Origin of the sequence: Cohnella sp. (assembly GCF_041641335.1) — a bacterium.
In the GTDB taxonomy this organism is placed as follows: Bacteria; Bacillota; Bacilli; order Paenibacillales; family Paenibacillaceae; genus Cohnella.
This window is the reverse complement of sequence record NZ_JBEPYQ010000078.1, coordinates 1-22,978: the sequence shown is the minus strand read 5'-3', so window position 1 is coordinate 22,978 and position 22,978 is coordinate 1. Positions and strand designations below refer to the sequence as shown.

Here is a 22,978-nt window from a genome sequence, read left to right as displayed (position 1 = left end):
TTTAAATTTTTCCTCTGTTCGGGAACCTTTTGCGCGCTGCGTTGTCTAACTTATCGAGGTGAGCGGAAGTGGCGCACGAATATTTGAAATTCGTTTCCAACATGCAGTCCGCTTCCCTGCAGGATCTGATGCGGGAATACGGGACGGAAGTATGGAATTACGCGTTCCTGCTGACGCGAAGCCGTCATATGTCCGACGACATCGCGCAGGATGTGTTTTTGCAGGCGTATCTGCATATTTCCTCCTTCCGGGGGCAGTCATCTTTGCGAACCTGGCTGTTCTCGATTACGCGCAACAAAGTCATCAACTATAAGAGGTCCGCGTTTTTCCGCAAAGTGACACTGCTGGATTTTTTCCATCAAGCGCCGAGCGCTCCTTCCGCAGAGGAGCAGTTCATGAATCGCGCGTATACGGACTCGATCTGGGAAGCGGTCATGAAGCTTCCTCCGAAATATCGCGAGGTGCTCCTTATGGAGGCTCAGTACGAAATGCCGCTGGCGGAAATTGCGCAATTGCTTCGCGTCTCGATCGGGACCGTCAAATCCAGATTGCATCGGGCCCGGGCCAAAATGAGGACGCTGATGGAGGAGGCTGGGAGCGTTGAAGGAGGCTAAACCGGAATGGTATGCGCGATTAAAAAGGGGTCCGTTCGAGGGAGACGTATTCTCTTCGGAGCTGCAGCGGGAAGTGGAGGCGAGGGCGGAGTCGGGACAGACGGGAAGGAAGGGAACAGCGGGAAAGACGCGTCTGAATGCAAAGGGGGCCGCGCTGGCTGCTGTGGCAGTCTTGCTCGTCGTAGTTGCCGCTTTCGTTACGTTAAGCAGCAGTCCGTTCGATTCAGGCCGCCAGGCGAGCATCGGCGGCGGAGGCCAGGAAGAGCCGGCCATTTCGTTCGGATCTGCCATGGACCAGCTGCGACTCGGGATGACGCAAGAGGAGGTTTTGCAAGCGCTCGGTAACGGTGGCGTAGGCATGTCTACCTATCGGGATTTTTCGCAGGAGCATAGGGAAGATCCGAAAGATATATCGACGTGGAGCGCAGTCGATCTATGGCGTTACGACTTCGGCGTTCGGGACGGGTATGAGGTGCGGCAGGGTAAAGGAATCGACAATCTGGAGGATGGCTTCGATCTCGACGGAATCCGCAGCGGGGAGATCGAAGCGCAGCTGATCATCAATTGGAGGGACCGGAAGGTGGAGCGCGTCATCGCCAAGATGCGCTCCGACGAGGGGACAATCGGCACGACGCGCCTCGGGCCTGTCATCGAACACGATGCGCCTCTGGCGGTAGAGGAGCCACCGGAAGAGGACCCGACAGCTTCCAGTCCGCCGGACCCGGAGCTGCCTGCGCCTAATGAGGGGATTCGGGCTGTCGGGGACTCCGCCGCAGGAAAATTACAGCTGCGGCCCGATAAATCCGGCGACGAGAGCGTTCGGCTGCTGGGTGCGCCGAGCTGCCTCGGGCAGGAGACAGATGTCCAGTTTCTCGGAAATTACGAGCTGGTTCTCCAGCGATTATCGGGCGAAGAGACGGTTGTGCAAAGTTTCGAACAGCTGGAGATGATCTGGCAAGGGAACGAAACTGTCGAATTTAGGAAGCTGGATTTTGCGGATATTGAGCTGTTCTTGTTCTTCCCTCGCTACACCGATTGTCGCGCTTTGGAGTTTTATGCTTACAGTGTCGACAAAGCTACCGGAGAAGCAGCGAATTATACGTTCAGGGACGGCGAGAATGATCTTCCCTTTTGGAATACTTCCCCGCAGGAATTGCCGAAGGCTGAGGACGGCAAGTTGGTCGTAGAAGGGGGCAGATGGGCCGGGCAAGACGGCGCTGTGCGCTATTTTTTCGAGCCGGATCCCGAAAAGCATCAGCTTCGATTGGTCGATGAAGAACGAATTCCTTGAATGTCGAGGAATTCGTTCTTTTTTCGTTCGCGCTCGAAGTCGGCTAATTGAACAAAAACAACGGTTTTTTGCCTTCAGATGTGCGTTTGCGGGCTTCATAATAAGCATATAAGCAAACGTTTACTTATCGGGGCTGCCGGTTGACCCGAGCGAGTCCGAACCCGATACTGCCCAAGGAGCTGAAGCCATGAAACTGCGAGAGAACGACCACGTGGTCGGCTATGCGTTCGCCGCCCCGTTTATTCTGGGGTTTCTGCTGTTTATCGTTTACCCGGTTTTCTCGTCGCTCTACTATTCGTTCACGAATTACAACCTGTTGGAGGCGCCGAGCTGGGTCGGCTTCGATAACTACGCCAAAATGTTCACCGACGACGAGAAGTACGCCAAGTCGATCTCGGTCACGCTGAACTATGTGCTTGCCAGCGTGCCGCTCAGACTCGCCTTCGCTCTCGGCGTGGCGATGCTGCTGAACAAGGCGATCGCGGGCATCGGGCTGTACCGTTCCGCGTACTATCTTCCGTCCCTGATCGGCGGCAGCGTGGCCGTCTCGATTCTCTGGTCGCAGGTGTTCGGAGACAAGGGACTGGTCAACTCCGCGCTCGGCCTGATCGGCATCGAATCCAGTACGTCGTGGATCGGCAATCCCGGCACCGCGCTATGGACGCTGATTGCCCTGTCCGTCTGGCAGTTCGGCTCGTCGATGCTCATTTTCCTGGCGGGACTCAAGAACATCCCGAAGGACTACTACGAGGCCGCGAGCGTGGACGGCGCGAACAAGGTTCGGCAGTTTTTCAAGATCACGCTGCCGCTGCTAAGCCCGATCATTCTGTTTAACCTGATCATGCAGACGATCTCCGCGTTCATGACGTTTACGCCGGCCTACATCATTTCGCGCGGCGAAGGCGGACCGCTCGACGAAACGCTGCTGTACTCTCTGTACCTGTACAAGCGGGCGTTCACGTTCTACGAGATGGGATACGCATCCGCGATGGCCTGGGTGGCGCTGATCGCCATCGGTCTCGTGACGCTGCTCATCTTCCAGTCCTCGCGCTACTGGGTCCACTACGAATCGAAGGGGGATAGATAACATGGCGATCTCGCGCAGACAATGGAAAACCGTCTTCTATCACCTGTTGGTCGGGCTCCTGGCGCTTGGCATGATCTATCCGATTTTGTGGCTGGTCGCCAGCTCGCTTAAGCCGAACGACGAAATTTTCACGACGGCGTACAGCCTGATTCCGAGCAGTCTCGAATGGGGCAATTACGCCTCCGGCTGGGCGGGCTTCGCGGGCAACTCGTTCGGCACGTTCTTCAAAAACTCGTTCATCATCGTCAGCCTGTCGACGATCGGGGCGGTGTGCAGCTCGGCTCTCGTCGCTTACGCGTTCTCGCGCATTCCGTTCTTCGGACGGGGCTTCTGGTTCGGGTGCATGATGCTGACGCTGATGCTGCCGCGCGACGTGACGATCATTCCGCAGTACATCATGTTCTCGGAGCTCGGCTGGCTGCAGTCGTTCAAGCCGCTGATCGTGCCACAGTTTCTCGGCATCCCGTTTTTCATTTTCCTGATCATGCAGTTCATCCGGACGGTGCCCGCGGATCTCGACGAAGCGGCCAAAATCGACGGGTGCAGCAAGTACGGAATTTTCTTCAAGGTCATTCTGCCGCTGATCGTGCCTGCGATGATGACTTCGGCGATCTTCTCCTTCTACTGGACGTGGGAGGATTTCATCCATCCGCTGCTATACTTGAACCAGCCCGAGCTGTATCCGGTGTCGCTGGCGCTCAAGCTGTTCCTGGACGGGGAATCGCTCAACAACTGGGGCGGAATGTTCGCAATGTCGACGTTGTCACTCGTACCGGTATTCGTGATCTTTTTCATCTTCCAGAAGTACATTGTCGACGGTATCAGCACAAGCGGTTTGAAGGGGTAATCTACATTGGGAGGAGCAGACGATATGCCAGCATTGCAGTTTAACGACGACGAAATCAGAGACGCGATCGACCGGGTGGTCGAGCGGACGTTCCGCATGGATTTCAGCTGGGATTGGCCCGGAGGCGTAGCGTTCTACGGAGTGTGCGAGGCTTACTCGGCGACGGGGAAGGCGGAGTATCTGGAACGAGTCAAAGCCTGGGTGGATGAAAATATGGAGGAGGGCCTGCCCAAGCTGTCGGTCAACGGGGTGTCGGTCGGCCATTCCTTGCTCACGCTATACGAGGCGACGAAGGATGAACGGTACATCGAGACGGCGAAGGAGATGGCGGAGTTTCTGACGCACGACGCTCCGCGGTTCGGGGACGGCATCTTCCAGCACACGGTCAACTCGGAGACGTACAACTTCCCCGAGCAGGCGTGGGTGGACACGATGTTCATGGCAGGCTACTTCCTGCTGCGGATCGGCAAGCTGCTGAATCGCGAGGATTATTTCAACGACGGCCTGCGGCAGTATCACGGGCACGAGGACGCGCTGCAGGACTCGCGCACGAACCTGTATTACCACGGCTGGGACAACATTGCGGGCAACCACATGTCCGGCGTGCATTGGGCTCGCGGCAATTCCTGGGCGGCGCTGACGATGACAAGGGCGCTGGACATCGTGCCGGTCGACCTGCCGAACTTCATGATAATCGAAGGCTCGCTGCGCGACCAGTTGAGCGCGCTTGTCCGGCTGCAGGACGAGTCGTCCGGTCTCTGGCACACGATCCTGGACGACCCGACCTCTCCGCTGGAGACGTCGGGCTCGGCGGGCATCGCGGCTGCGCTGCTGTCCAAGGGACGGCTGTACAACAAATATACGCAGCGCTCCATCGACGGCATTCTGGCTCGCATCACTGAGGACGGCACAGTGACCGGAGTGTCCGCCGGAACCGCAGTCATGCAGAACGCCGACGGCTACAAGGGCGTGCCGGACAAGCGTATCCAGGGCTGGGGCCAAGGGCTGGCGCTGGCGTTCCTGGCGGATGTGCTGAACGTGCGCAAGAATCCATATTAATCAGAAAGACGCGGGGCTGTTCCGCAAGTCTCTAAGGGCAATTACGATTGCCGGGACTTGAGGGGCAGCTTCTTTTTGGCGATTTATCGTTCTCCGCCTCTTTTGCCGGTATCCCGTCGACTCAGCTTTTCTGCGCCGCATTTGAATAGGTACGTAGCTGCTTTCCCTTTCTTTGCCGGTATCCCGTTCAATCAGGTTGGTCGTACGCCTCCTGGGAGATCGGACATAACTCTATTTGTCTTTATCCTGATAGCTCGGAGCGAAAAGCGGTAGGACAGATAAAGAGTGGACTGACCGGAGAGGATATCGGCAAAGCGGGACGAAAAAGTGTTGGGCGGGTGTGGCGTAAACTGACCGGAAGGGATAGCGACAAAAGGCGCAGAGAATGAAAGGTGAGAGATAGCACGAGCTGATGGAAGGGGATATCGGTAAAAAGGGAGGAAAGGGAGGTGTGATGATGGGGAGATCTGACGGAAGGGGATAGCGACAAAAGGAGAGGAAAGTGGGCGGGAAGAAGCTGATGGACTGATGGAAGGGGATAGCGGCAAAAGCGGAGAAAGGAGACGAGAGTCTGCTTCTGTTCATTGCGCCCATAAAATCAAATGCGTGCATAAAACTGCCTGTTCCCTGCATTGTTCGCCCCAAGCCCGATACGGGATAATGAACGTGACTTCACCATTCATAGACGGGGCGTGAAACCATGATTTTGAACACAGGGACCACCAATTATCGCAATTTGTACGACGAGCCGGAATATTACGCGAATTCTTTTACGCTGATCGGCCTTAAAGATTATCCGACCGGAACGCGGGTTTCTCCGGAATCGTCTCTCTACGTTGGGGAGAAAAGGAGAATTTCGCTGTTCGCCCAGACGGCGGACGGCGCTTGGATGCCCTACGGAGCGGACGTGATCAAGGTCTTGAAGAAAGGTTATCTGCCGATTGTCATGACCGACATCTTGGTTGACGAGGCGATCCGCTACCGGACGGAGATGTTCGCCGGGCCGCTCCAAGGAGCTCCGCTGGACGGCATGGAGACGGTAGAGGACAATTACGTGAACTACGTCCGTCTCACGATCAATAATGCGTCGGAACAAATCCGATCCGCCGCGTATGCCGTCGAAGCGACTCAGCACTATACGCCTTCCAGCGTAACGAGAAAGCCGCTTGAACGCGGCCGGGCCGGGGAGTTCACGACGGCAAGCGTCGGCGACGGCATCGCGCTGGCCGCGCAGGGTGACGACCGGATCGCCGTTTCCTTCGACGGAGCCGCGTTGACGTTCTCCTGCGAGCTCGCACCGGGCGAGAGCGCGTCCGTGCAGCTGAGAATCCCCTATATGCCGGTGCCGGACGTTGAAGCGCTGCGGCCGGACGAGGAGTTCGAGGCCTGCCTGGCGGAGGTGGAGACATTCTGGGAGACGTTCCTCGATCGGGGGACGCCGTTCGAGATTCCGCACGAGAAGGCGCTCAATACGCTGAGGGCTTCCATCGTCTATACGTTCATGACCCGAGACAGAGGAGAAATCCACCCTGGGGAAGGGTTCTACGATCTGTTCTGGACGAGGGACGCGGCGTTCATCAACTATGCGATGCAGATGTTCAACTATACGAAAGAAGCGGACGAGAATCTGCCGTTCTTCTGGGAGCGCAGCATCGACAAGGAAGGCGGCTTCGTGAGCCACGAAGGACAGCTGGACGGTACCGGACAAGGGCTGTGGGGGCTGTACCAATATTACATGCTGAGCCGCAACGAGGAATGGCTGGAGAGCAAATATCCCGATCTCAAGCGGGCGGCGGAATGGATCTTGAAGCGCCGCAGAACGGATCTGCCGAAGGACGATCCGTACTACGGACTGATGCCGAATTCGCTGGCCGACGGCGAGTGTCTGTGGGACGGCAACTCCCACATCGTCGGTTACGATCTGTGGAGCCTCCGAGGGCTGAAGTGCTTCGCGCTGCTGGCCGAACATGCGGGACGCGCCGAGGATGCCGCGGCATTCCACGAAGCCTTCGACGAATATAGGGGCTGCGTGCTGGGGGCGCTGGACAGAGCGGGCGCGGACTATTTTCCTCCGAGTTACGAGCTGAAGGGGACGCATTGGAGCAACATCAAGATGATCTTCCCGTTTCCGATCGTGGACAAGGACGATCCTCGGGTAGGAGCCACGATGGACAGGGCCGAGCAATCGTTCGTCGAAGGCGTATGCGCATGGAACGGCCAGACGGAGCTCATTCTCGACCTGCCGATGAAGGCGATTCATCCGTACATGTCGACCTACATCACGCAGACCCGTCTCATCCAGGGAGATTACCGCAAAGTAATCGAGCACTTCTTCGCCATGCTGGAGCATACCACGTCCACGCACGGATTTCCCGAAGGCATTTTCTACGAGTACCGCCTGGCCTGGAACGACACCTTGCCGCACATTTACGGACATGCGACGTATATGATTCTTCTTCGCCGCATGCTCATTCTCGAAGAGGGGGCCACGCTCCATCTCGGTCTCGGCCTGCCGCCGGAATGGCTGGAGAAGGGAGTGCGCGTGCGCGACGCGTTGACGGAGTTCGGTCCGATGAGCTTCGAGGCGTCCGGGCATGAAGGGGGCCTCCGGGCGAAAATAGACCTGCCGCAGCGCAATCGTCCGGAGAAAGTCGTTGTCTACGTGCCGGAGGAGTATCAGGGCAAGCGCATTACGATTAACGGAGAAGAAGGCTTCTCTTCGGACGGGCGCCAGTTGATCGTGCCCGCGAAGTTCCACGGAGGCTCCGTCATTATCGAAGCCGGCGCGTGATCGTCGGCCCCAAGGAGGTTATCGTTCATGTCCGCACTTTCCTACTGGCAGACCGTTCAGGCGACGTCCACGGCGATTGCCGATACGCAGTCGGAGGTCATCCGGCAAGCCGCGCAAGCGATCGCCGGCAGCATCGAACGCGGAGGCGTTCTCCACGTATTCGGAAGCGGCCACTCCCATATGATTGCCGAGGACGTCTTCTACCGCGCCGGCGGGCTGGCCTGCGTGGACGCCATGCTCGAATTTCCGCTGATGGAGTTGAACGTGGGGCGTTCGACGGAGATGGAGCGGCTGCACGGCTACGCCGAAGTTCTCGTCTCGGGTTATCGGCTGGAAGCGGGCGAGGTCGCCGTCGTCGTCTCCAATTCGGGAATCAACGCCGTTCCGATCGAGGTCGCCCAGGCTTGCAAACGCAAAGGTCTGACGGTCGTGGCGATCGTGAGCAAGCGGCATAGCGAATCGGTCTCGTCGCGCCACCGCGACGGGTTGAAGCTGGCGGACGTCGCCGATCTGGTCATCGACAATTGCGGCGTTCCCGGCGATGCGGCTCTTGCGACCGCGGGCGCTTCCCCGGTTCGCTTCGGCCCGACCTCTACGCTGACGGGCATTCTGATCATGCAGATGATCGTGGCCGAAGTCGTCTCGCTGCTCGATTCGCTGGGCGCGAAGCCGCCGATGTTCCAAAGCGCCAACGGACCGGGAGCCGAAGGGAACGCCGATTTGATGAGAGCCTACCAGTCGCGAGTCCGTTATTTTCCAAAAGCTTGATCCCGCGTGGCGGCGGAGGGAATGTAGTACAATGAGGGCATAAGAGGGGGACTGCGCATGTCGTTGGATTGGATTCCTTCCGCCGCCGAGCTGAACCGCATTCGATTCGTCAGATCCGGCGACTTCGTCGTGAAGCCGGGCTGGGTGTACGGGCCGGTCTGTCTGGATAGCTATCAGATCGTGTTTTTTCCGGTCGGGTCCGATACCCGTTACGTAAGCCCGGGCAAATCGTTCGTGCTCAGCAAGCCTTGCGTCATTATCACGCCGCCGGGGGAGACGTATTCCTACGAGTTCGACAAGGCTCACCCGGTCAGGCATCTGTTCGTTACCTTCTATCTCGACCGGATCGCCGAAGAGCGTTCCGACGAAGCGGAGCGGCCGGAAGAATCCGTTTGCCTGCATTCCGTCGAGGAGACGTTCGTCCCTCAGCTCGTCAAGCAGATTTTGTTCCTGTCCAGCAAAAAGCTGTATCTATGGCCGGAACGCTGTAAGCTGCTGCTGCTCTCGGCGCTGGCGGAGCTTGAAGGGCTTAAAGGGATGCCTTCCGCCAAGCTCGCGCCGATCTTCGATACGAAGCATTCCCTTCCCGTGCTGAAGGCGCTGGATTATATCGATCGTCATCTGACGGAGCCGATTGCGGTCGCCCGCTTGGCCCAAGAGGCCGGCTGGAGCCATGAGCATTTTACCCGCAAGTTCGTGCAGTACACCGGAATGTCGCCGCAGAAGGCGATCCTGATGCGCCGGCTCGACAGAGCGTGCCAGCTGCTGGTCACGGAGGAGCGGAACATCTCGGAAATCGCCTATTCGGTCGGCTTCCAGAGCGTGCACTATTTCTACAGGACGTTCATGAGCGTGAAGGGAATGACCGCTTCCCAATACCGGCAGCGGTTTTCCGCGCCGCATCTGAAGCATCTGTCTCCGGTTAACGAGCTGGAGACGTCGTATCCCCTTAACCACTACTATTACTATCATTGAAAGGACGTGTGCCCTTGTCCCGCATCGAATGGGCTTTGGGCGTCGACATCGGCGGCACCAACGTGAAGACGGGATTCGTGAACTGCGATGGGACGTTGGTCGGCTTCCGCTCCTTCCCGACGCCCAGAACGGGAAGCGGCGCGCTGGACGTTTCGGGGCTGGCTGACGAAATAGCCGCGCAACTGCGCGAAGCTCCCGGACAAGGGACGCTGGCCGGCGTCGGCGTCGGCGTGCCGGGGCTGCTGAACGAGGAGCGCACCGAGGTGCGGTACGCCGTTAACCTGGGATTGTCGGACGTGCCCTTAGCCGCACAGCTTCAAAAAAGGTGGAACGTTCCGGTTACGCTGGACAGCGACGTCGTTATGGGGGCGTTGGGAGAAAGGCGCCGCGGCGCGGCTGCGGAGTTCGGCCGTTTCCTGTACGTCGCCATCGGCACGGGTGTGGGCGCTTGCTTGATCGAGCCGGAAGGCGTCTACCGGAATCCGATGGGCGGACCGCTGAATATCGGGCATATGGCCGTCTACCCCGAAGGAGTCGACTGCGCGTGCGGCAATCGGGGTTGTCTGGAGAGGTATGTGTCCGGGCTTGGATTGATCGAACGTTACGAAGCGGAGGCGGGCGAATCGGCCAACCCGGGTGGCGGGGGCCGAGTCTCGGTCGAGCGGATCTGCGCTCTGGCGGACCAGGGGGATGCGCTTGCCCGGAAGCTGCTGACCGAAGCCGGACGGGCTCTGGGCATCGCCTGCGCGAATCTGTTCCAGCTATTCGGAGAGTGCCCGATTGTCGTCGGCGGAGGGTTGAGCCGTATCCGCTCGCTGCTGCTCGAGAGCGCCGTTCGGGAGCTTGAGCAGCGCGGTCGATCGGTGTTGACCGTGCCGCCGGTCGTTCTTCCGGCCGCGCTTCCGGACCGGGCGGGCGTCATGGGCGCGGCGGAAGCCGTATTCTCGAAGTAAGCCGTTAGGATCGAAGAAGATAGTTGAACCTGCGGAGAGGCTGCCTGAACGGGGCGGCCTCTTCGCGTCTTCAACGGTTCGAAAAAAAGCTCGGATTATTCCACCTTTTCAGTCGAATGCGTACCGCTCGGAGCCTGTCGCCCATCGCTTAGAATACATATAAGACGCCCCGGCCGCCGTGCCGCGCCCGGGGACAAACACGAAGGAGGCGAACGCCGGTGCCAGGCCGCAATACCAGAATCAAGCTCTTCCACGACGCCGTGTTTATAGGACCGGCCTTGCTCTTCTTTATCGCGCTGACCTTGCTTCCGTTCCTGTTCGGCTTCTATTATTCCCTGACCTCTTGGAACGGGGTCAGCGGCAACGCGGAGTGGGTCGGACTCGACAATTTCGTCCGGTTGTTCACTCAAGACGACCGGTTCCTGCAATCGTTCTGGTTTACGTTCCGCTTTATGATGATTTCCCTGCTGCTCAGCAACCTGATCGGCTTCGGCTTCGCGCTGGCGCTTACCCGGCATCTGAAGCTGACGAACGTGCTGCGCGTTTCCTTCTTCATGCCGAACATTCTGGCCGGCTTGCTGCTCGGATTCATCTGGCAGTTCATTTTTCTGAGAGGCTTCCCGTCTCTGGGGAACATGACCGGCTGGTCGTTCTTCAAGCTAAGCTGGCTCGGCGACGCTTCGACCGGGTTCTGGGGAATGGTGATCGTCTTCGTCTGGCAGATCAGCGGGTACCTGATGGTCATCTATATTTCCGCGCTGCAGAACGTGGATTCGTCGATTATGGAAGCGGCGCGCATCGACGGAGCCGGCGGCTTCCGTTCGTTGACCCGCATCGTCCTTCCCCTGATCATGCCGTCGATTACCGTGTGCCTGTTCCTGTCGCTCTCGATTTCGTTCAAAGTGTTCGACCTGAACCTGTCGCTGACGAACGGAGGCCCGTTCCACTCGACGGAATCGGTCACGATGAACATCTACAACGAAGCGTTCCAGAACAACCGTTACGGGCTCGGAAGCGCGAAGGCGGTCATTTTCTTCCTCGTCGTATCGGCCATTACGCTGCTGCAGGTGACGCTGACGAAAAGACGGGAGGTGCAGATGTAAGATGGTCGGAAACCGTTATTCCTGGAAAACGCTGCTGCTCGAGCTTGCGATCGTCGTCTGCGCGCTTGTCTTTCTGTACCCGCTGTATCTCGTCGTTCTGAACTCCTTCAAGCTGTTTCCGGACATTATGAGCCGGTCGGCCAATTGGCCGGAAGCGTTCATAACGGACAATTACGTCCGCGCCTGGAAGGCGACGAATTTTCCTAACGTGCTGTTCAATTCCGCGTTCGTCACCGTCCTGAGCAACGCCGGCATCGTCCTGCTCAGCTCGATGGCCGCCTGGAGGCTGGCCCGTCGGGCGGGCAGGGGCAGCCAGATCGTGCTGCTGCTGTTCGTCTCGTCAATGGTCATTCCGTTCCAATCGATCATGATTCCGCTTATGCAGATCGGCGGCAAGCTGGAGCTGATCGGAAGCCTGCCGGGCCTAGTCGTTCTGTACTTCGGGCTCGGGGCGCCGTTTACGATCTTCCTGTACCACGGGTTCGTCAAATCCGTTCCGACGGAGATCGAAGAGTCCGCGATAATCGACGGCTGCGGCATGCAGGGGCTGTTCTGGAAAATCGTGTTCCCGCTGCTCAAGCCGATTACGATGACCGCGGTCATTCTGAACAGCCTGTGGATCTGGAACGACTTCCTGCTTCCCGTCATGGTGCTGCATCAGGCGAAGATGTACACGATTCCGCTTGCGCTCTACTCCTTCTTCGCCCAATACGCGAAGCAGTGGGACATGGCGCTGGCCACGCTGGTCATGTCGATGACGCCGATCGTCGCGTTGTTCCTCGGCTTGCAGAGGTTCATCATTCGCGGGATTACGGCGGGCTCCGTCAAAGGCTGAGAAGGCCGAACAGGCCGAGTCGCCAAGGTGACATTCTTTTCCATAGGAAAAGGTTCACATACGCTTCTATAATGAAAATCGGGGAGGAACAGAAATGAACAAACGTTGGACAGGTTTGGCCTCGGCCGCGCTGATCGCGGGGCTGCTTGCAGGGTGCGGCGGCGGCAGCGAATCGGGAAGCGGCAGTCCCGAGGCGAGCGGCTCGCCGGGCGCGGAGTCTCCGTCCCAAGCGGCGGGCGAAATTCAGGAGGTGCGCGTGTTTCACTTCATGGTGGATATCGCCGAGCCGTTCAACGCCATGACGGCGGAGTTCGAGAAGGAGCATCCCGATATTAAAATCGTCAACGACATCGTCGGCGGCAGCGCCGATTGGAAGTCGGATCTGAAAACCCGGTTTGCCGCCGGGCAAGGACCGGATATTTTCGCGGTAGACGGACCGTCGATGCTGAGCCTGTGGCAGTCGCGCATCGTCGACCTGTCCGGGGAGCCTTGGGCCGAGCACGCGCTTCCGTTCGCGAAAGACGCGGCGACGCTGGACGGCAAGCTCTACGGCATGCCTTACAATCTGCAAGGCTTCGGTATGGTCTACAACAAGGACTTGTTCGAGAAGGCCGGCATTACCGAGCTGCCGAAGACGCTGACGGAGCTGGAAGCCGCGGCGGAGAAGCTGCAGGCGGCGGGCATTACGCCGTTCGGCAACGGCTACGGGGAATGGTGGATTCTCGGCATGCAGCAGATGAATATCGCGTTCGCGCAGCAGGACGAACCGGACCAGTTCCTTCAGGACCTGGCGGCGGGGACGGCTGCGATGAAAGGCAACCCGATCTTTGAAGATTATAAGAAGTTTCTCGATCTGACGCTGAAGTACGGGTATGCCAACCCGCTTACGACGGACTACAAGACGCAGGAAACGCTGCTCGCCAACGGAGAGGTCGCGATGATCCATCAAGGGGACTGGGCGGAAATGCCGCTGCGCCAGATGAATCCGGATCTCGGCAACATCGGCCTGATGCCGGTGCCGATCAACGACGACGCCGAGAAGATGGACCGTCTCGAAGTCGGTACGCCGATGTTCTGGGCGGTTAACAAGGATTCGAAAGCGATCGAAGCGGCCAAGACGTTCATGGACTGGATGGTCAGCTCCGAGACGGGCAAGAAGTACCTGGCCAAGGACTTCCAATTCATTCCCGCCTACGACAACATTCCGGCCGACGGACTGAGCTCGCTGTCGCAGGAAGTGGTGAAATATTCGCAAGCGGGCAAAACGGTCCCTTGGAGTTTTAACCAATGGCCTGACGGAACGTACAACGAGTTTTACGCGCTCGTCCAAGGCTATGTCGCCAATAAGCTCGATTACGATCTCGTGCTGGAGAAGATGGACGAGGCCTGGAAAAACCTGAGCCAGAAATAGGGAGCCGACGAGCTTCCCCGGAACAAACCTTAAGCCTTCGGGCTTACGGTTTGTTTTGCCTTTTTCCCGCCGGGAGCGCGGACGACATCGAAGAAACAGGGGGAGCAGCCGATGGCCGACATACGGTTCAGCATCCGCAGCAAGCTGATTGCGCTTCTGCTGCTGGCGACGGTAGTGCCGTTCGGGGTGGCGATCGTGTTCAACTACCAGTTGACGAGCCGCTCCGTCGCGGAGCAGACGCTTCAGGAAAACATTAATCTCCTGTCTGAAGGGCACCGCAACATCGATGCCTATTTGAAGCGGATCGACCAGCTCGGCCTCTCGCTCTACACGAACGCGGCGGCGAACAATCTGTTCCGCAGGGAGATGTCGCGCGACGATACGCTGTCCGCGGGCGTTAAAGATATTTTGCTGACGGTCATCCGCTCGAGTCCCAATATCCGCAGAGTCGAGCTGTATATGAGGCGGTCGGGACTGACGTTCGTTCTCACCCCTTCGCTGTGGAGGCAGTATACGCAGGAAGGCGATGCCGATGACGGCTACGCCCGGGCGCTGGAAAATCCGTATCGGGGACATTTCGCCCTGGAACGGCCGGAAGGGCGGCAATTCACGTATCGGCGGGCGTTCGTGGACATTCCGGGCGACGACGTGCTCGGCTACTTGACGATTACGATCGACGCGAAGGAGATCGGCGAGCTGGTCAGAGACTTGTACGTGCCGGGGAAAAGCGAGTTTCTGTTGCTCAACCCGGAAGGGGAGGCGCTGTTCCGTTCCGCGGATACCGGGGAAATGCCGTCCTCGGCCGACTGGCTGGACAGGATTAGACAGGAGGATCGCCCAAGCGGTCATTGGAGCTGGGAGGAGGGCGGCTTCCGGGGAATCATGGTGTACAACCGGCTTCAGCAGACGAACGAAGGCTGGCTGCTGGTCAAGCAGATTCCGTACGACACGCTGAACCGGAATGCGCGCGAGATCGTGAAGATGAACCTGTGGATCGGCGGCCTGGCGCTGGTGCTGGCCGTGGCGGCCACCCTGCTCGTCTCGTTCAAGATCACGAGGCCGCTGCAGGTGCTCGTCCGCAACATCCGGAGCATCAAGAAAGGCCATATGCAGGTCGACTTCGACCGGCTCGGCAACGACGAGATCGGCATCGTCGGAGACCAGTTCAAGTCGATGGTCGAGACGATCCGCTCCCTGATGATCAAGGAATATAATTTGGAGATTCAGAACAAGACGCAGCAGCTCAATACGCTGCAGGCGCAGCTGAACCCCCACTTCCTGAACAACGCGCTGCAATCGACGGCCGCGCTCGCTTACGAAAACGAAGATTTCGAAGTGTACCGGCTGATCCGGTCGTTGTCGAAGATGATGCGCTACAGCATGGATTTCGAGGAAGAGTCGGTGCCGCTCGCCAAGGAGATCGAGCATGTTCAGGCTTATCTGGAGCTGCAAAAGCATCGCTTCGAGGAACGGCTGAGCGTCGAGATCGAGGCGGACCGGCACAACGACGGCTGGTTCGTGCCGAAGATGACGATCCAGCCGCTGGTGGAGAACTACTTCAAGCATGCCTTCGACCGCCAATCCGGCAACGGCAGGCTTGCAATCCGCGCGGAGAAGGTCGAAGCCGCGGAAGGTCCGCGCCTTCGCATCGTCGTGGAAGACAACGGGCCGGGCATGGACGAAGCGGAAATGGCGAGCGTGACGCAGGCGGCGCATCGGCCGCCCGATCAGCATGAGCCGTACGGCAAAGTGGGCTTGGTCAATCTGTTCCGTCGCATTCGGCTCTACTACGGGGATTCCGCACAGACGACGATGGAAAACGGCGAAGGCGGCGGGTTCCGGGTAACGCTGCTGCTGCCGGAACGGATGGAAGAACGGGACAGCTCGCTGTTGTTCGGCATCGGGGAGGAGAGGACATGAAGGCCATCATCGTGGACGACGAAAGGCGCACCCGGAAATTTCTCGGCATGGCCATCGACTGGCGCTCTCTCGGCATAACGACGGTGCTCGAGGCGGCGGACGGAGAGGAAGCGTACCGGATTATCGCGGAGGAGAGGCCGACGATCATTCTGACGGACATGCGGATGCCGAACAAGGACGGCGTAGATTTGCTGAGACTGCTCCGGGAGCTTCCGTATCTGCACAGGACGATCGTCATCAGCGGCTACGAGGATTACGCTTTTCTGAAGAAGACGATCGAGTATGGAGGCTTCGATTATTTCATCAAGCCGATCGACGAGACCGAAGTCTACGAGAGATTGAAAGACGCGCTGCGAGAGCTGGAGCGGGAGAACGAAAAGACGGCCGCCCTGCTCGGCAACGCTCGGGCGATGAACGAGCGGAGGCTGCTGCTGAAGGACAGCCTGCTGACGCAGATCGTAGACCGTTCGGCGGCCATTCCCGCCGGAGAGGCCGAGGAGCTGCTGGGCGACGAATGGAGGCTCTGGCAGGGCCGCTTCTATTCGCTTTGCATGTGCCGGATTCAGGAGAGGGCGGGCCGCATCGAGCGGGCGTTCTCGGACAGGAAGGATCTGCTGTATTTCTCGATCGTGAACGTCGCCGGCGAGCTGCTCGACTTTCCGCGAAGAGGGACGGCGTTTCGCTACCAATCGGAAGAGGGCGTCGTCGTGCTGCTGCTCTTCGATGCGCGCGACGAGAAGGCGCTCTGCGGAGAGTTGGCGCGCACGATGCTCCGCACCTTCGGCATCCGCATCGAGATTGCGCTCTCCTCGCGCCGGCTTTTCCCGCAAGGGTTAGCGGAGGCGTTCGAGGAAGCGGAGGAGGTTCGGCAGAGCGTCAACCATCTTCGCCCCGATCCGGACGGCGTATACGCGGAGATCGCGGAGCCGGCGGGCATGCTGTCGCTTCTGCAGGAGGAACGGGAGCTACGGATGATTTTGACCGGACAGAGCCGGAGCGACATCAAGCGGTTTCTGTCCGAGCTGCTCTCCGGGTGCTCGCAGGCCGCCTCTCTGACGACCAGGCAGATTGTATGGTGGGAGCAGGAGCTGAAGTGGCTGCAGGAGCTGTACGCCGGTTCGGGACGCTCGGAAGAGGACAAGGAGGCCGCGGGGGATCAAGGACTTGTCTATTGGGACGATACCGGAGCGTTCTCGCTGGAGCGGCTGGCGGAGAGTCTGGAGCGGCGATTGCTTCGGCTGGCCGGGGAGATCGGCCGGTTGCAGGGCAGGGAACGGAAGGAGACGATCTACGAGGTCCGCGATTATTTGAAGCGGCATTACGCCAAGCCGTTGATGATCAAGGACGTGTCGGCCCAGTTTTTCATGAATTCGGAATATGTGGCCCGTCTGTTCAAGCAGGAGTTCGGGATCGGCATCAAGGAATTCGTCACGGAGCTGCGCATGAACCACGCCAAGCTGCTGCTCGGCAATCCTTATCTGAAGGTCGGGGAGATTGCGGAGAAAATCGGCTTTGCGGACGAGAAGTATTTCAGCAAAGTGTTCAAGAGGGAAACCGGACTTACGCCCCAGCAGTTTCGCAAAACGGATCGGCCGGATGGGATAGACAATGAACGGCCTTCGGGGGCGCCTTGAGCCTTATGGATTCGTCCGCTGGCCCAAACCCAAAAGCCATTGGCGTCCTTTGGATGGAGAAAACCCGGATGTCGCTCCGGGCTTTCTTCGTATTGCCGACGTCTAGCCTTCTTGGCGATAGACGATCGGGTTGAGCGGGCTCGCGGCCGGTTCGCCCGGCTTGCAGCCCGGGAGGCTGAGCTCCAGCGCGTTCCGGTGGACGTTGCTCTGGGGTTCGATCGCTTTGGCGTCATCGGCCATGTAAATGATCGTCATTACTTTGCGCATATGCTCCGTCGGATTGCCGGGAGCGCAGTGCAGCGTCCAGCCCGCATGGAACGTCGCGTCTCCCGGCGCCATCGCGCCGTAATTGACCTGCGGAATCCCCTTGGCTTCGATATACTGACCCAACGTGCTGTGGGATTCGTCGGAAATGACCAGCTTGCTCACGTAGCCCTTCGTATGGGAGCCCGAAGCGAACGTCATCGAGCCGATCTCTTCCGAGATGGGCACGAGCGGCATCCACATGGTGACGGTCTTGTCCGTGTCGAGGGGCCAATAGATCTGATCCTGGTGCCAAGGCGTATGGCCGCCTCCCGGTTCCTTGAACAACGCTTGATCGTGGTACAGGCGAACGCCTTGGACGCCCATGAGTTCGGCGGCGATTTTGGCGAAGCGCCGGGCAAGGGTGAAGCGCCGGATCGCTTCGCTTTTCGTCCACAGGTTGCCTACCTGAATGAACGCCTTGCCGTAGGTGTCGCGTTGGTTCAGAGGTTTGTCGTGATTGTTCAGCCTGCGGACGGCTTCCGAGATTACCGGCTCGTAGGCGCTCACCTCGGAAGGGCTCATCACCTGCTTTAAGCGGATGTGACCGTCTTGTCGGTAGAGGGACGTCTGCTTGTCGCTGAGCGGATAGTCGGAGTTGAGTTCCGGCAGCTCGCGGTTGTCGTTGTTCATGTTCATGGCCTCCTTTTGTTTCTAGAATAGCGGTCGGAGGCGCGGAAGTCGTTATCCCGGCTGTCTGATTGCGTTGTCCAATATGATCGGGATTCGCCGGTCGGAGAGAGGGATCGGAGATGCATACGCTCGAAGAATGGATGACCGCCCAGCTCGTTGTTCCCTACTTGCGCCATTGCGACCTGCCCGTCCGGCAGCCGTGGAAGTACGCGGCGAAACGCAATTTGCTGGATTATTTGCTCGTCTATGTGGAAGAGGGAACGCTCGAGGTTGCCGTCGAGGGAGAAGAGCTGCTGCTGGGAGCGGGGGATTTCTGTCTGCTGCAGCCCGGCACCGTGCATACGCTGGCCGGGATTACGAGAACGACGACGCCATACGCTCATTTCGATATTTTCTATCATCCGTTAAGGACGGAAAGCTTCGCCACTTTGCCGGGGCAGATCGATCTCGCTCCGTACGGGAGGCTGATGCAGCCGCGGCTCGACGGAATGCCCGGAGTCCGGGTTCCCGTGAAGCTGTCGCCGCGCCATCCCGAACGCTTCCGGGAGCTTCTCGTCGGAGCGATCGAACGCTGGCTGGAGCCGGACGGGCTATCCCGTCTGGAGGCCCAGCATCTGGCGATGGAACTGGTGCGGCAGCTGATTCGCGATCATTACCGGGCCCGGCAGGAAACGGAGAGAAGGGGGCCTTTCTCTCCCGATTGGGTGACTCCTTACTTGTCCTACCGTTTGACCGAACCGCTGTCCGTGGAGGAGCTGGCGCGCCGGGCGCATCTATCCCCTTCGCGGTTTCGCTGCTTGTTCCGCGAGCGGTATGGCATGCCGCCCCACCGCTATCTGATGCAGCTGCGTTTGCGCTATGCCGCGGAGCTGCTGGAGACGACGGCTTACCCGTTGGAGAAAGTCGCGGCGTATTGCGGCTTCGCCGACAAGCACCACCTCTCCAAAGCCTTCAAGCAGGCGATGCGCGTCTCTCCCGGCGCTTACCGTTTGGGCCGCCGTTAGAAGCCGGGCATGGGCTCCGGCGAGAGGGCGGAGGAGCCAGCCGGGTCCCGGGGCCGCGTGCGCCAAGGCCAAAAAAGTGCCTCGGCGCTGCTCAAGCCGCGGGGCCAAGGCCAAAAAAGTGCCTCGGCGCTGCCCAAGCCGCGTGGCCAAGGCCAAAAAAGTGCCTCGACGGAAACGAGGCCGCGGGGCCAAGGCCAAAAAAGTGCCTCGGCGCTGTCCAAGCCGCGCGGCCAAGGCCAAAAAAGTGCCTCGGCGCTGTCCAAGCCGCGCGGCCAAGGCCAAAAAAGTGCCTCGGCGCTGCCCAAGCCGCGCGGCCAAGGCCAAAAAAGTGCCTCGGCGCTGCCCAAGCCGCGCGGCCAAGGCCAAAAAAGTGCCTCGGCGCTGTCCAAGCAGCGGGGCCAAGGCCAAAAAAGTGCCTCGGCGCTGCCCAAGCCGCGCGGCTAAGGCCAAGAAAGTGCCTCGCCGTCAAGCGGCCGGGACCGCTCAGTACGCTGACAACATTGAGCCTGCTGGCTCCCCCTGTCAGGGCTTCCTATTTCTCAGTGTCGGAAGCTGTCTCCTCAGCTCCTTTCCCCTTACCGTCAAGTATAAGCTGTCCCTTGTCCTGGATGCGGTTCAATGCTTCGGCGACGGTCTGCTGTCCTTTCCCGGCTTCGGACAATTCCGCCGCGATCGTATTCATGATTTCCGTGAACGCCTCGTTGGGCATCTTGTCGTAATCCTTGAAGACCGTTTCTTCCGTGGGCGTCAAGGCGTAGAAAGCTTGCAAGTTATGCCCGTCGTCGTCGTTGATGTATTTCGTCCTGACCGGAAAGCCTCCCGAGTTCGCCTTCGATTTGACGCGGGCGAACTCGTCTCCGTTGACGTATTGCAGAAATTTCCACGCCGCGTCGACGTTCGGGGATTGGGAGTCGATCGCCAAAATCTGATCTACCGACACCGTATCGGTGACGTTCGGGTTTTTCGGATCCACGGGCATCGTGACGACGTCCCAATTTCTCAAGGACTTATCCTTGAGCACTTCTTGCGCTTCCTTGATCTGGGAGACGAGATAGCTGCTGTCGATCGTCATGGCCGTCCTTCCGCCGATAAAAGGATCTTGCAGCAGGTACTCCTCGTACGTGGTGTACATCTGATTGGTCTGATCCTCTCCCAAGTATAAGTAGCCGCCTTTGATCGCTTTGTCGGCCGTCTCCGCGGCTTTGATCCATGAATCCGAATTCGCCGTCATGTGCATGTTGGACACGTTAAAATAGCTCAGTCCAAGCGATCCCCCGATTTGTCTCGTGAGGCTGTTCAGATCGCTCATGTAGTCAGGTTTCAAACCGTAGACGCGTTCGCCCGGTTCTCCGCCGGTCGGAAACCGGGAAGCCAACTGCAGAAGGCTCTCCCAGCTCATGCGGTCTTCGGGTAGGGGGACTCCGTATTTCTCGAATAAGTCCTTGTTGTAGTACACGGCTCTGCTGTAGAAGGAAGGTACCATTCCGTACAGCTTGCCGTCGCTTAATCCCCGTATGTATTCCAGGATGCCCGGCACAATGCCGGCCAGATCGAATTTGTCCTGCGCGGCTCTCGCCTCGAGATCGAGCAGCTTTCCTTCGCCGGCCCATTGCTTGTACTGGCTTGCGCTCAGCATCAGCACGTCCGGCTTCCGCTCCCGGATGAACTTGGCCGTCGCGTCGTTGATCGTCTCTCCGTCCTCCGGCTTGACGTTGTTCGTGGATACGACCTCAAGCTCGATGTCCGGATACAGCGCGGAGAAGAGCATGCCGTATTGAAAATAAAAGCTGTCTTCGGAATAATACATGACCTTTAACGTCGTTTTCCCCTGCGGTTCCGCTTGAGGACCGGCGCTGCATCCGGACAGCAGCGCAGCGGTCAGGCCCAACGCGATCGCCATTTTCTTGCTCATCGGCTCCAAACCCTCATTCCTTCATGATTTCGTCTCCTTCGCAGTGTAATTGGCAAAGATAAACAACTTCTCTCTATTTCCTTAAGTTCTTCTTAACGTTTTCTACCGGAATATTAAGAGAGAGGCTCTGTCTCTTCCGGCTAGGGCGTGTATGCATACTCCGAGGACGGCAGATTTTGTCGAATTTTCGTTCCATGCAAGGAACTTTTGTGAAGGCGTACCGGGGGTACGTCAAGCAAAAGTGACGAAGCAGGGGGCGAAAAGGCGGTGAAAGATGCCCCTGAGCGGGTTTGCGTACACGCCCTAGGATCTAAAGATATGTCCACATCCCCTAAACGAAGTGCGTATTTTTATCCGATCGGAAAGCGCTAAGATGGTTCCAGGCCAAACGCTTCACACTACCGATCAAGGGGGATAAAACAATATGTTCAAAGTATCGTCCGGCTTGACTCGCACGTTCCTGACGCTGACGACCGCGGCTCTCGTGCTGACCGCGTGCGGAGGCAACGACAACGGGGGAGGAAATGCCGCTCCGAGCGACAGCCAAGGCGGAAGCTCCGCCGCAGCCGGGGGCAAGAAGACGGAGTTGCTGTTCTGGACGCCGTTCTCCGGGGCGGACGGAGCGTTCATGAAGGATATCGTAGAGAAGTACAACGCGTCGCAGGACAGTTACAAAATCAATTTCGTCATCCAGCCGAACGGCGAGTACTACAAGCAGCTCGACGTGGCGCTGAGCGCCGGCAAGGACAGCCCGGATCTGGCGATCATGCACGTCGATCAAATTCCGACTTACGCGAGCAAAGGTCAACTGCAGCCGCTGGACGATATCGCCGGACAGTCGGGCATCGTCAAGACCGACTACGTCGAGGCGCCTGTCCAATATTCCACGATCGAGGATAAGTGGTACGGCATTCCGCTCGACATCCATCCTCTCGTCATGTACTACAACAAGGATCTGTTCGAAGCGGCGGGCATCTCCGGTTCTCCGACGAACCGCGCCGAATTCGAAGACGCGGTGAACAAGCTGACGGACAAGGGCAAAGGCCAATACGGCTACGTCGTGCCGACGCTGTGGCCGCAGCAGTTCATCTTCCCGACGCTTGTCTGGCAGAACGGCGGCGAGCTGTGGAACGGTACGGACGTCGCGTACAACTCCCCGGAAGCGGTGGAGATGATCGCCTGGCTGCGCGGCCTGATCGATCAAGGCATCTCCCCGGCCAACGTGCAGCAGGACGGCGAGAATACGCTGTTCCTGCAAGGCAAGAACGCGATCCAGTTCAACGGCCCGTGGATGAAGTCGCAGTTCGACGAAGCCGGCCTGAATTACGGCATCGCTCCTGTGCCGCAGATCGGCAAAGCCAAGCAAGCCGTATACGCGGGCTCTCACAGCTTCGTCATTCCGAAGAACACGACGGATGCGGGCGTGCTTGCCGGAATCGGCGATTTCCTGAAGTACGTCGCGGGCAACTCGCTTGCCTGGGCCGAGTCCGGCCAGGCGCTGGCCTCCAAACCGATGCTGGACAGCGCGGAATTCAAGGCGCTGCCGCAAAGCTCGGTAGCCGACAGCTTCTCGTACGTCCAGTTCGCGCCCAACGTGCTGAACTGGGGAACGATTATCGAGCCGGTATGGGGCGAAATCAACAACGCGCTGCTCGGCAAGAAGGACCCTCAGAAGGCGCTTGACGAAGCGGTCGCCAAATCTCGTCAGGCTATGGGCAAATAAGCGGGAAACGCAAACGATCCGTTAGCCGGAGGAAGACGGGCATCCGCAAGGATGCCCCGTCTTCTTCGCCCATGAAGCCGAAGGAGGAGTCCGCGATGAATACCGGGTGGCAGTC

19 protein-coding genes are annotated in these 22,978 nt (G+C 58.9%); 17 read left to right on the top strand and 2 right to left on the bottom strand.

What is annotated here, in order from left to right:
* Nucleotides 1-68 precede the first annotated feature (68 nt).
* The 14 genes from ACESLM_RS22380 (at nt 69) to ACESLM_RS22315 (ending at nt 17,288) form a co-directional block, all read left to right on the top strand.
* Nucleotides 69-614: an RNA polymerase sigma factor gene (locus tag ACESLM_RS22380; RefSeq protein WP_372634517.1), complete on the top strand. Its 546-nt coding sequence runs from the start codon at nt 69-71 to the stop codon at nt 612-614.
* Nucleotides 601-1,905 carry a hypothetical protein gene (locus ACESLM_RS22375; RefSeq protein WP_372634515.1) on the top strand — a complete coding sequence of 435 codons (1,305 nt, stop codon included), beginning with the start codon at nt 601-603 and terminating at the stop codon, nt 1,903-1,905. Before ACESLM_RS22380 ends, ACESLM_RS22375 begins: the two co-directional genes overlap by 14 nt.
* Before the next feature lie 187 nt (nt 1,906-2,092).
* The gene (locus tag ACESLM_RS22370; protein WP_372634512.1) at nt 2,093-2,992 is read left to right on the top strand and encodes a carbohydrate ABC transporter permease; all 900 of its coding nucleotides are present in this window, start codon (nt 2,093-2,095) and stop codon (nt 2,990-2,992) included.
* 1 nt (nt 2,993) lies between these two features.
* Complete coding sequence (locus tag ACESLM_RS22365; RefSeq protein ID WP_094042184.1) at nt 2,994-3,839, top strand: carbohydrate ABC transporter permease; 846 nt, start codon at nt 2,994-2,996, stop codon at nt 3,837-3,839.
* Between the two features lie 24 nt (nt 3,840-3,863).
* Nucleotides 3,864-4,898 (top strand): glycoside hydrolase family 88/105 protein, encoded by a 1,035-nt coding sequence (locus tag ACESLM_RS22360; RefSeq protein ID WP_372634509.1) that lies wholly within the window; start codon nt 3,864-3,866, stop codon nt 4,896-4,898.
* Between the two features lie 700 nt (nt 4,899-5,598).
* Nucleotides 5,599-7,689 carry a glucosidase family protein gene (locus tag ACESLM_RS22355; protein WP_372634506.1) on the top strand — a complete coding sequence of 697 codons (2,091 nt, stop codon included), beginning with the start codon at nt 5,599-5,601 and terminating at the stop codon, nt 7,687-7,689.
* A gap of 27 nt (nt 7,690-7,716) precedes the next feature.
* Nucleotides 7,717-8,457: a sugar isomerase domain-containing protein gene (locus tag ACESLM_RS22350; RefSeq protein ID WP_372634503.1), complete on the top strand. Its 741-nt coding sequence runs from the start codon at nt 7,717-7,719 to the stop codon at nt 8,455-8,457.
* 57 nt (nt 8,458-8,514) lie between these two features.
* Nucleotides 8,515-9,432 carry a helix-turn-helix domain-containing protein gene (locus ACESLM_RS22345; protein ID WP_372634500.1) on the top strand — a complete coding sequence of 306 codons (918 nt, stop codon included), beginning with the start codon at nt 8,515-8,517 and terminating at the stop codon, nt 9,430-9,432.
* 14 nt (nt 9,433-9,446) lie between these two features.
* Nucleotides 9,447-10,385 (top strand): ROK family protein, encoded by a 939-nt coding sequence (locus tag ACESLM_RS22340; RefSeq protein WP_372634497.1) that lies wholly within the window; start codon nt 9,447-9,449, stop codon nt 10,383-10,385.
* A 218-nt stretch (nt 10,386-10,603) separates the two neighbouring features.
* Nucleotides 10,604-11,488 carry a carbohydrate ABC transporter permease gene (locus ACESLM_RS22335; RefSeq protein ID WP_372634494.1) on the top strand — a complete coding sequence of 295 codons (885 nt, stop codon included), beginning with the start codon at nt 10,604-10,606 and terminating at the stop codon, nt 11,486-11,488.
* A 1-nt stretch (nt 11,489) separates the two neighbouring features.
* Complete coding sequence (locus tag ACESLM_RS22330) at nt 11,490-12,323, top strand: carbohydrate ABC transporter permease (protein ID WP_094042177.1); 834 nt, start codon at nt 11,490-11,492, stop codon at nt 12,321-12,323.
* Nucleotides 12,324-12,417: 94 nt separating this feature from the next.
* Nucleotides 12,418-13,734 carry an ABC transporter substrate-binding protein gene (locus tag ACESLM_RS22325; RefSeq protein WP_372634490.1) on the top strand — a complete coding sequence of 439 codons (1,317 nt, stop codon included), beginning with the start codon at nt 12,418-12,420 and terminating at the stop codon, nt 13,732-13,734.
* Nucleotides 13,735-13,845: 111 nt separating this feature from the next.
* Complete coding sequence (locus tag ACESLM_RS22320) at nt 13,846-15,654, top strand: cache domain-containing sensor histidine kinase (protein WP_372634488.1); 1,809 nt, start codon at nt 13,846-13,848, stop codon at nt 15,652-15,654.
* Nucleotides 15,651-17,288, top strand: coding sequence for a response regulator transcription factor (locus ACESLM_RS22315; protein WP_372634485.1), 1,638 nt, complete (start codon nt 15,651-15,653; stop codon nt 17,286-17,288). The genes ACESLM_RS22320 and ACESLM_RS22315 overlap by 4 nt, the downstream gene beginning before the upstream one ends.
* A gap of 102 nt (nt 17,289-17,390) precedes the next feature.
* Here the strand turns inward: ACESLM_RS22315 and ACESLM_RS22310 are convergent, their stop codons facing one another.
* A complete protein-coding gene (locus ACESLM_RS22310) occupies nt 17,391-18,224 on the bottom strand; it encodes a phytanoyl-CoA dioxygenase family protein (RefSeq protein ID WP_372634482.1) in 834 nt (277 codons plus the stop codon).
* Between the two features lie 119 nt (nt 18,225-18,343).
* Here ACESLM_RS22310 and ACESLM_RS22305 point away from each other — a divergent pair, with 119 nt between their 5' ends.
* Both ACESLM_RS22305 and ACESLM_RS22300 read left to right on the top strand, forming a co-directional pair.
* Nucleotides 18,344-19,228: a helix-turn-helix domain-containing protein gene (locus tag ACESLM_RS22305; RefSeq protein ID WP_372634480.1), complete on the top strand. Its 885-nt coding sequence runs from the start codon at nt 18,344-18,346 to the stop codon at nt 19,226-19,228.
* A gap of 9 nt (nt 19,229-19,237) precedes the next feature.
* Entirely contained in the window at nt 19,238-19,672 is a 435-nt protein-coding gene (locus tag ACESLM_RS22300) for a hypothetical protein (RefSeq protein WP_372634478.1), read from the top strand.
* Nucleotides 19,673-19,760: 88 nt separating this feature from the next.
* On the opposite strand, the gene ACESLM_RS22295 is transcribed toward ACESLM_RS22300, so the two are convergent.
* Entirely contained in the window at nt 19,761-21,140 is a 1,380-nt protein-coding gene (locus tag ACESLM_RS22295) for an ABC transporter substrate-binding protein (protein ID WP_372634475.1), read from the bottom strand.
* A gap of 424 nt (nt 21,141-21,564) precedes the next feature.
* Here ACESLM_RS22295 and ACESLM_RS22290 point away from each other — a divergent pair, with 424 nt between their 5' ends.
* Nucleotides 21,565-22,863 carry an ABC transporter substrate-binding protein gene (locus ACESLM_RS22290; protein WP_372634473.1) on the top strand — a complete coding sequence of 433 codons (1,299 nt, stop codon included), beginning with the start codon at nt 21,565-21,567 and terminating at the stop codon, nt 22,861-22,863.
* The last annotated feature ends 115 nt before the right edge of the window (nt 22,864-22,978 follow it).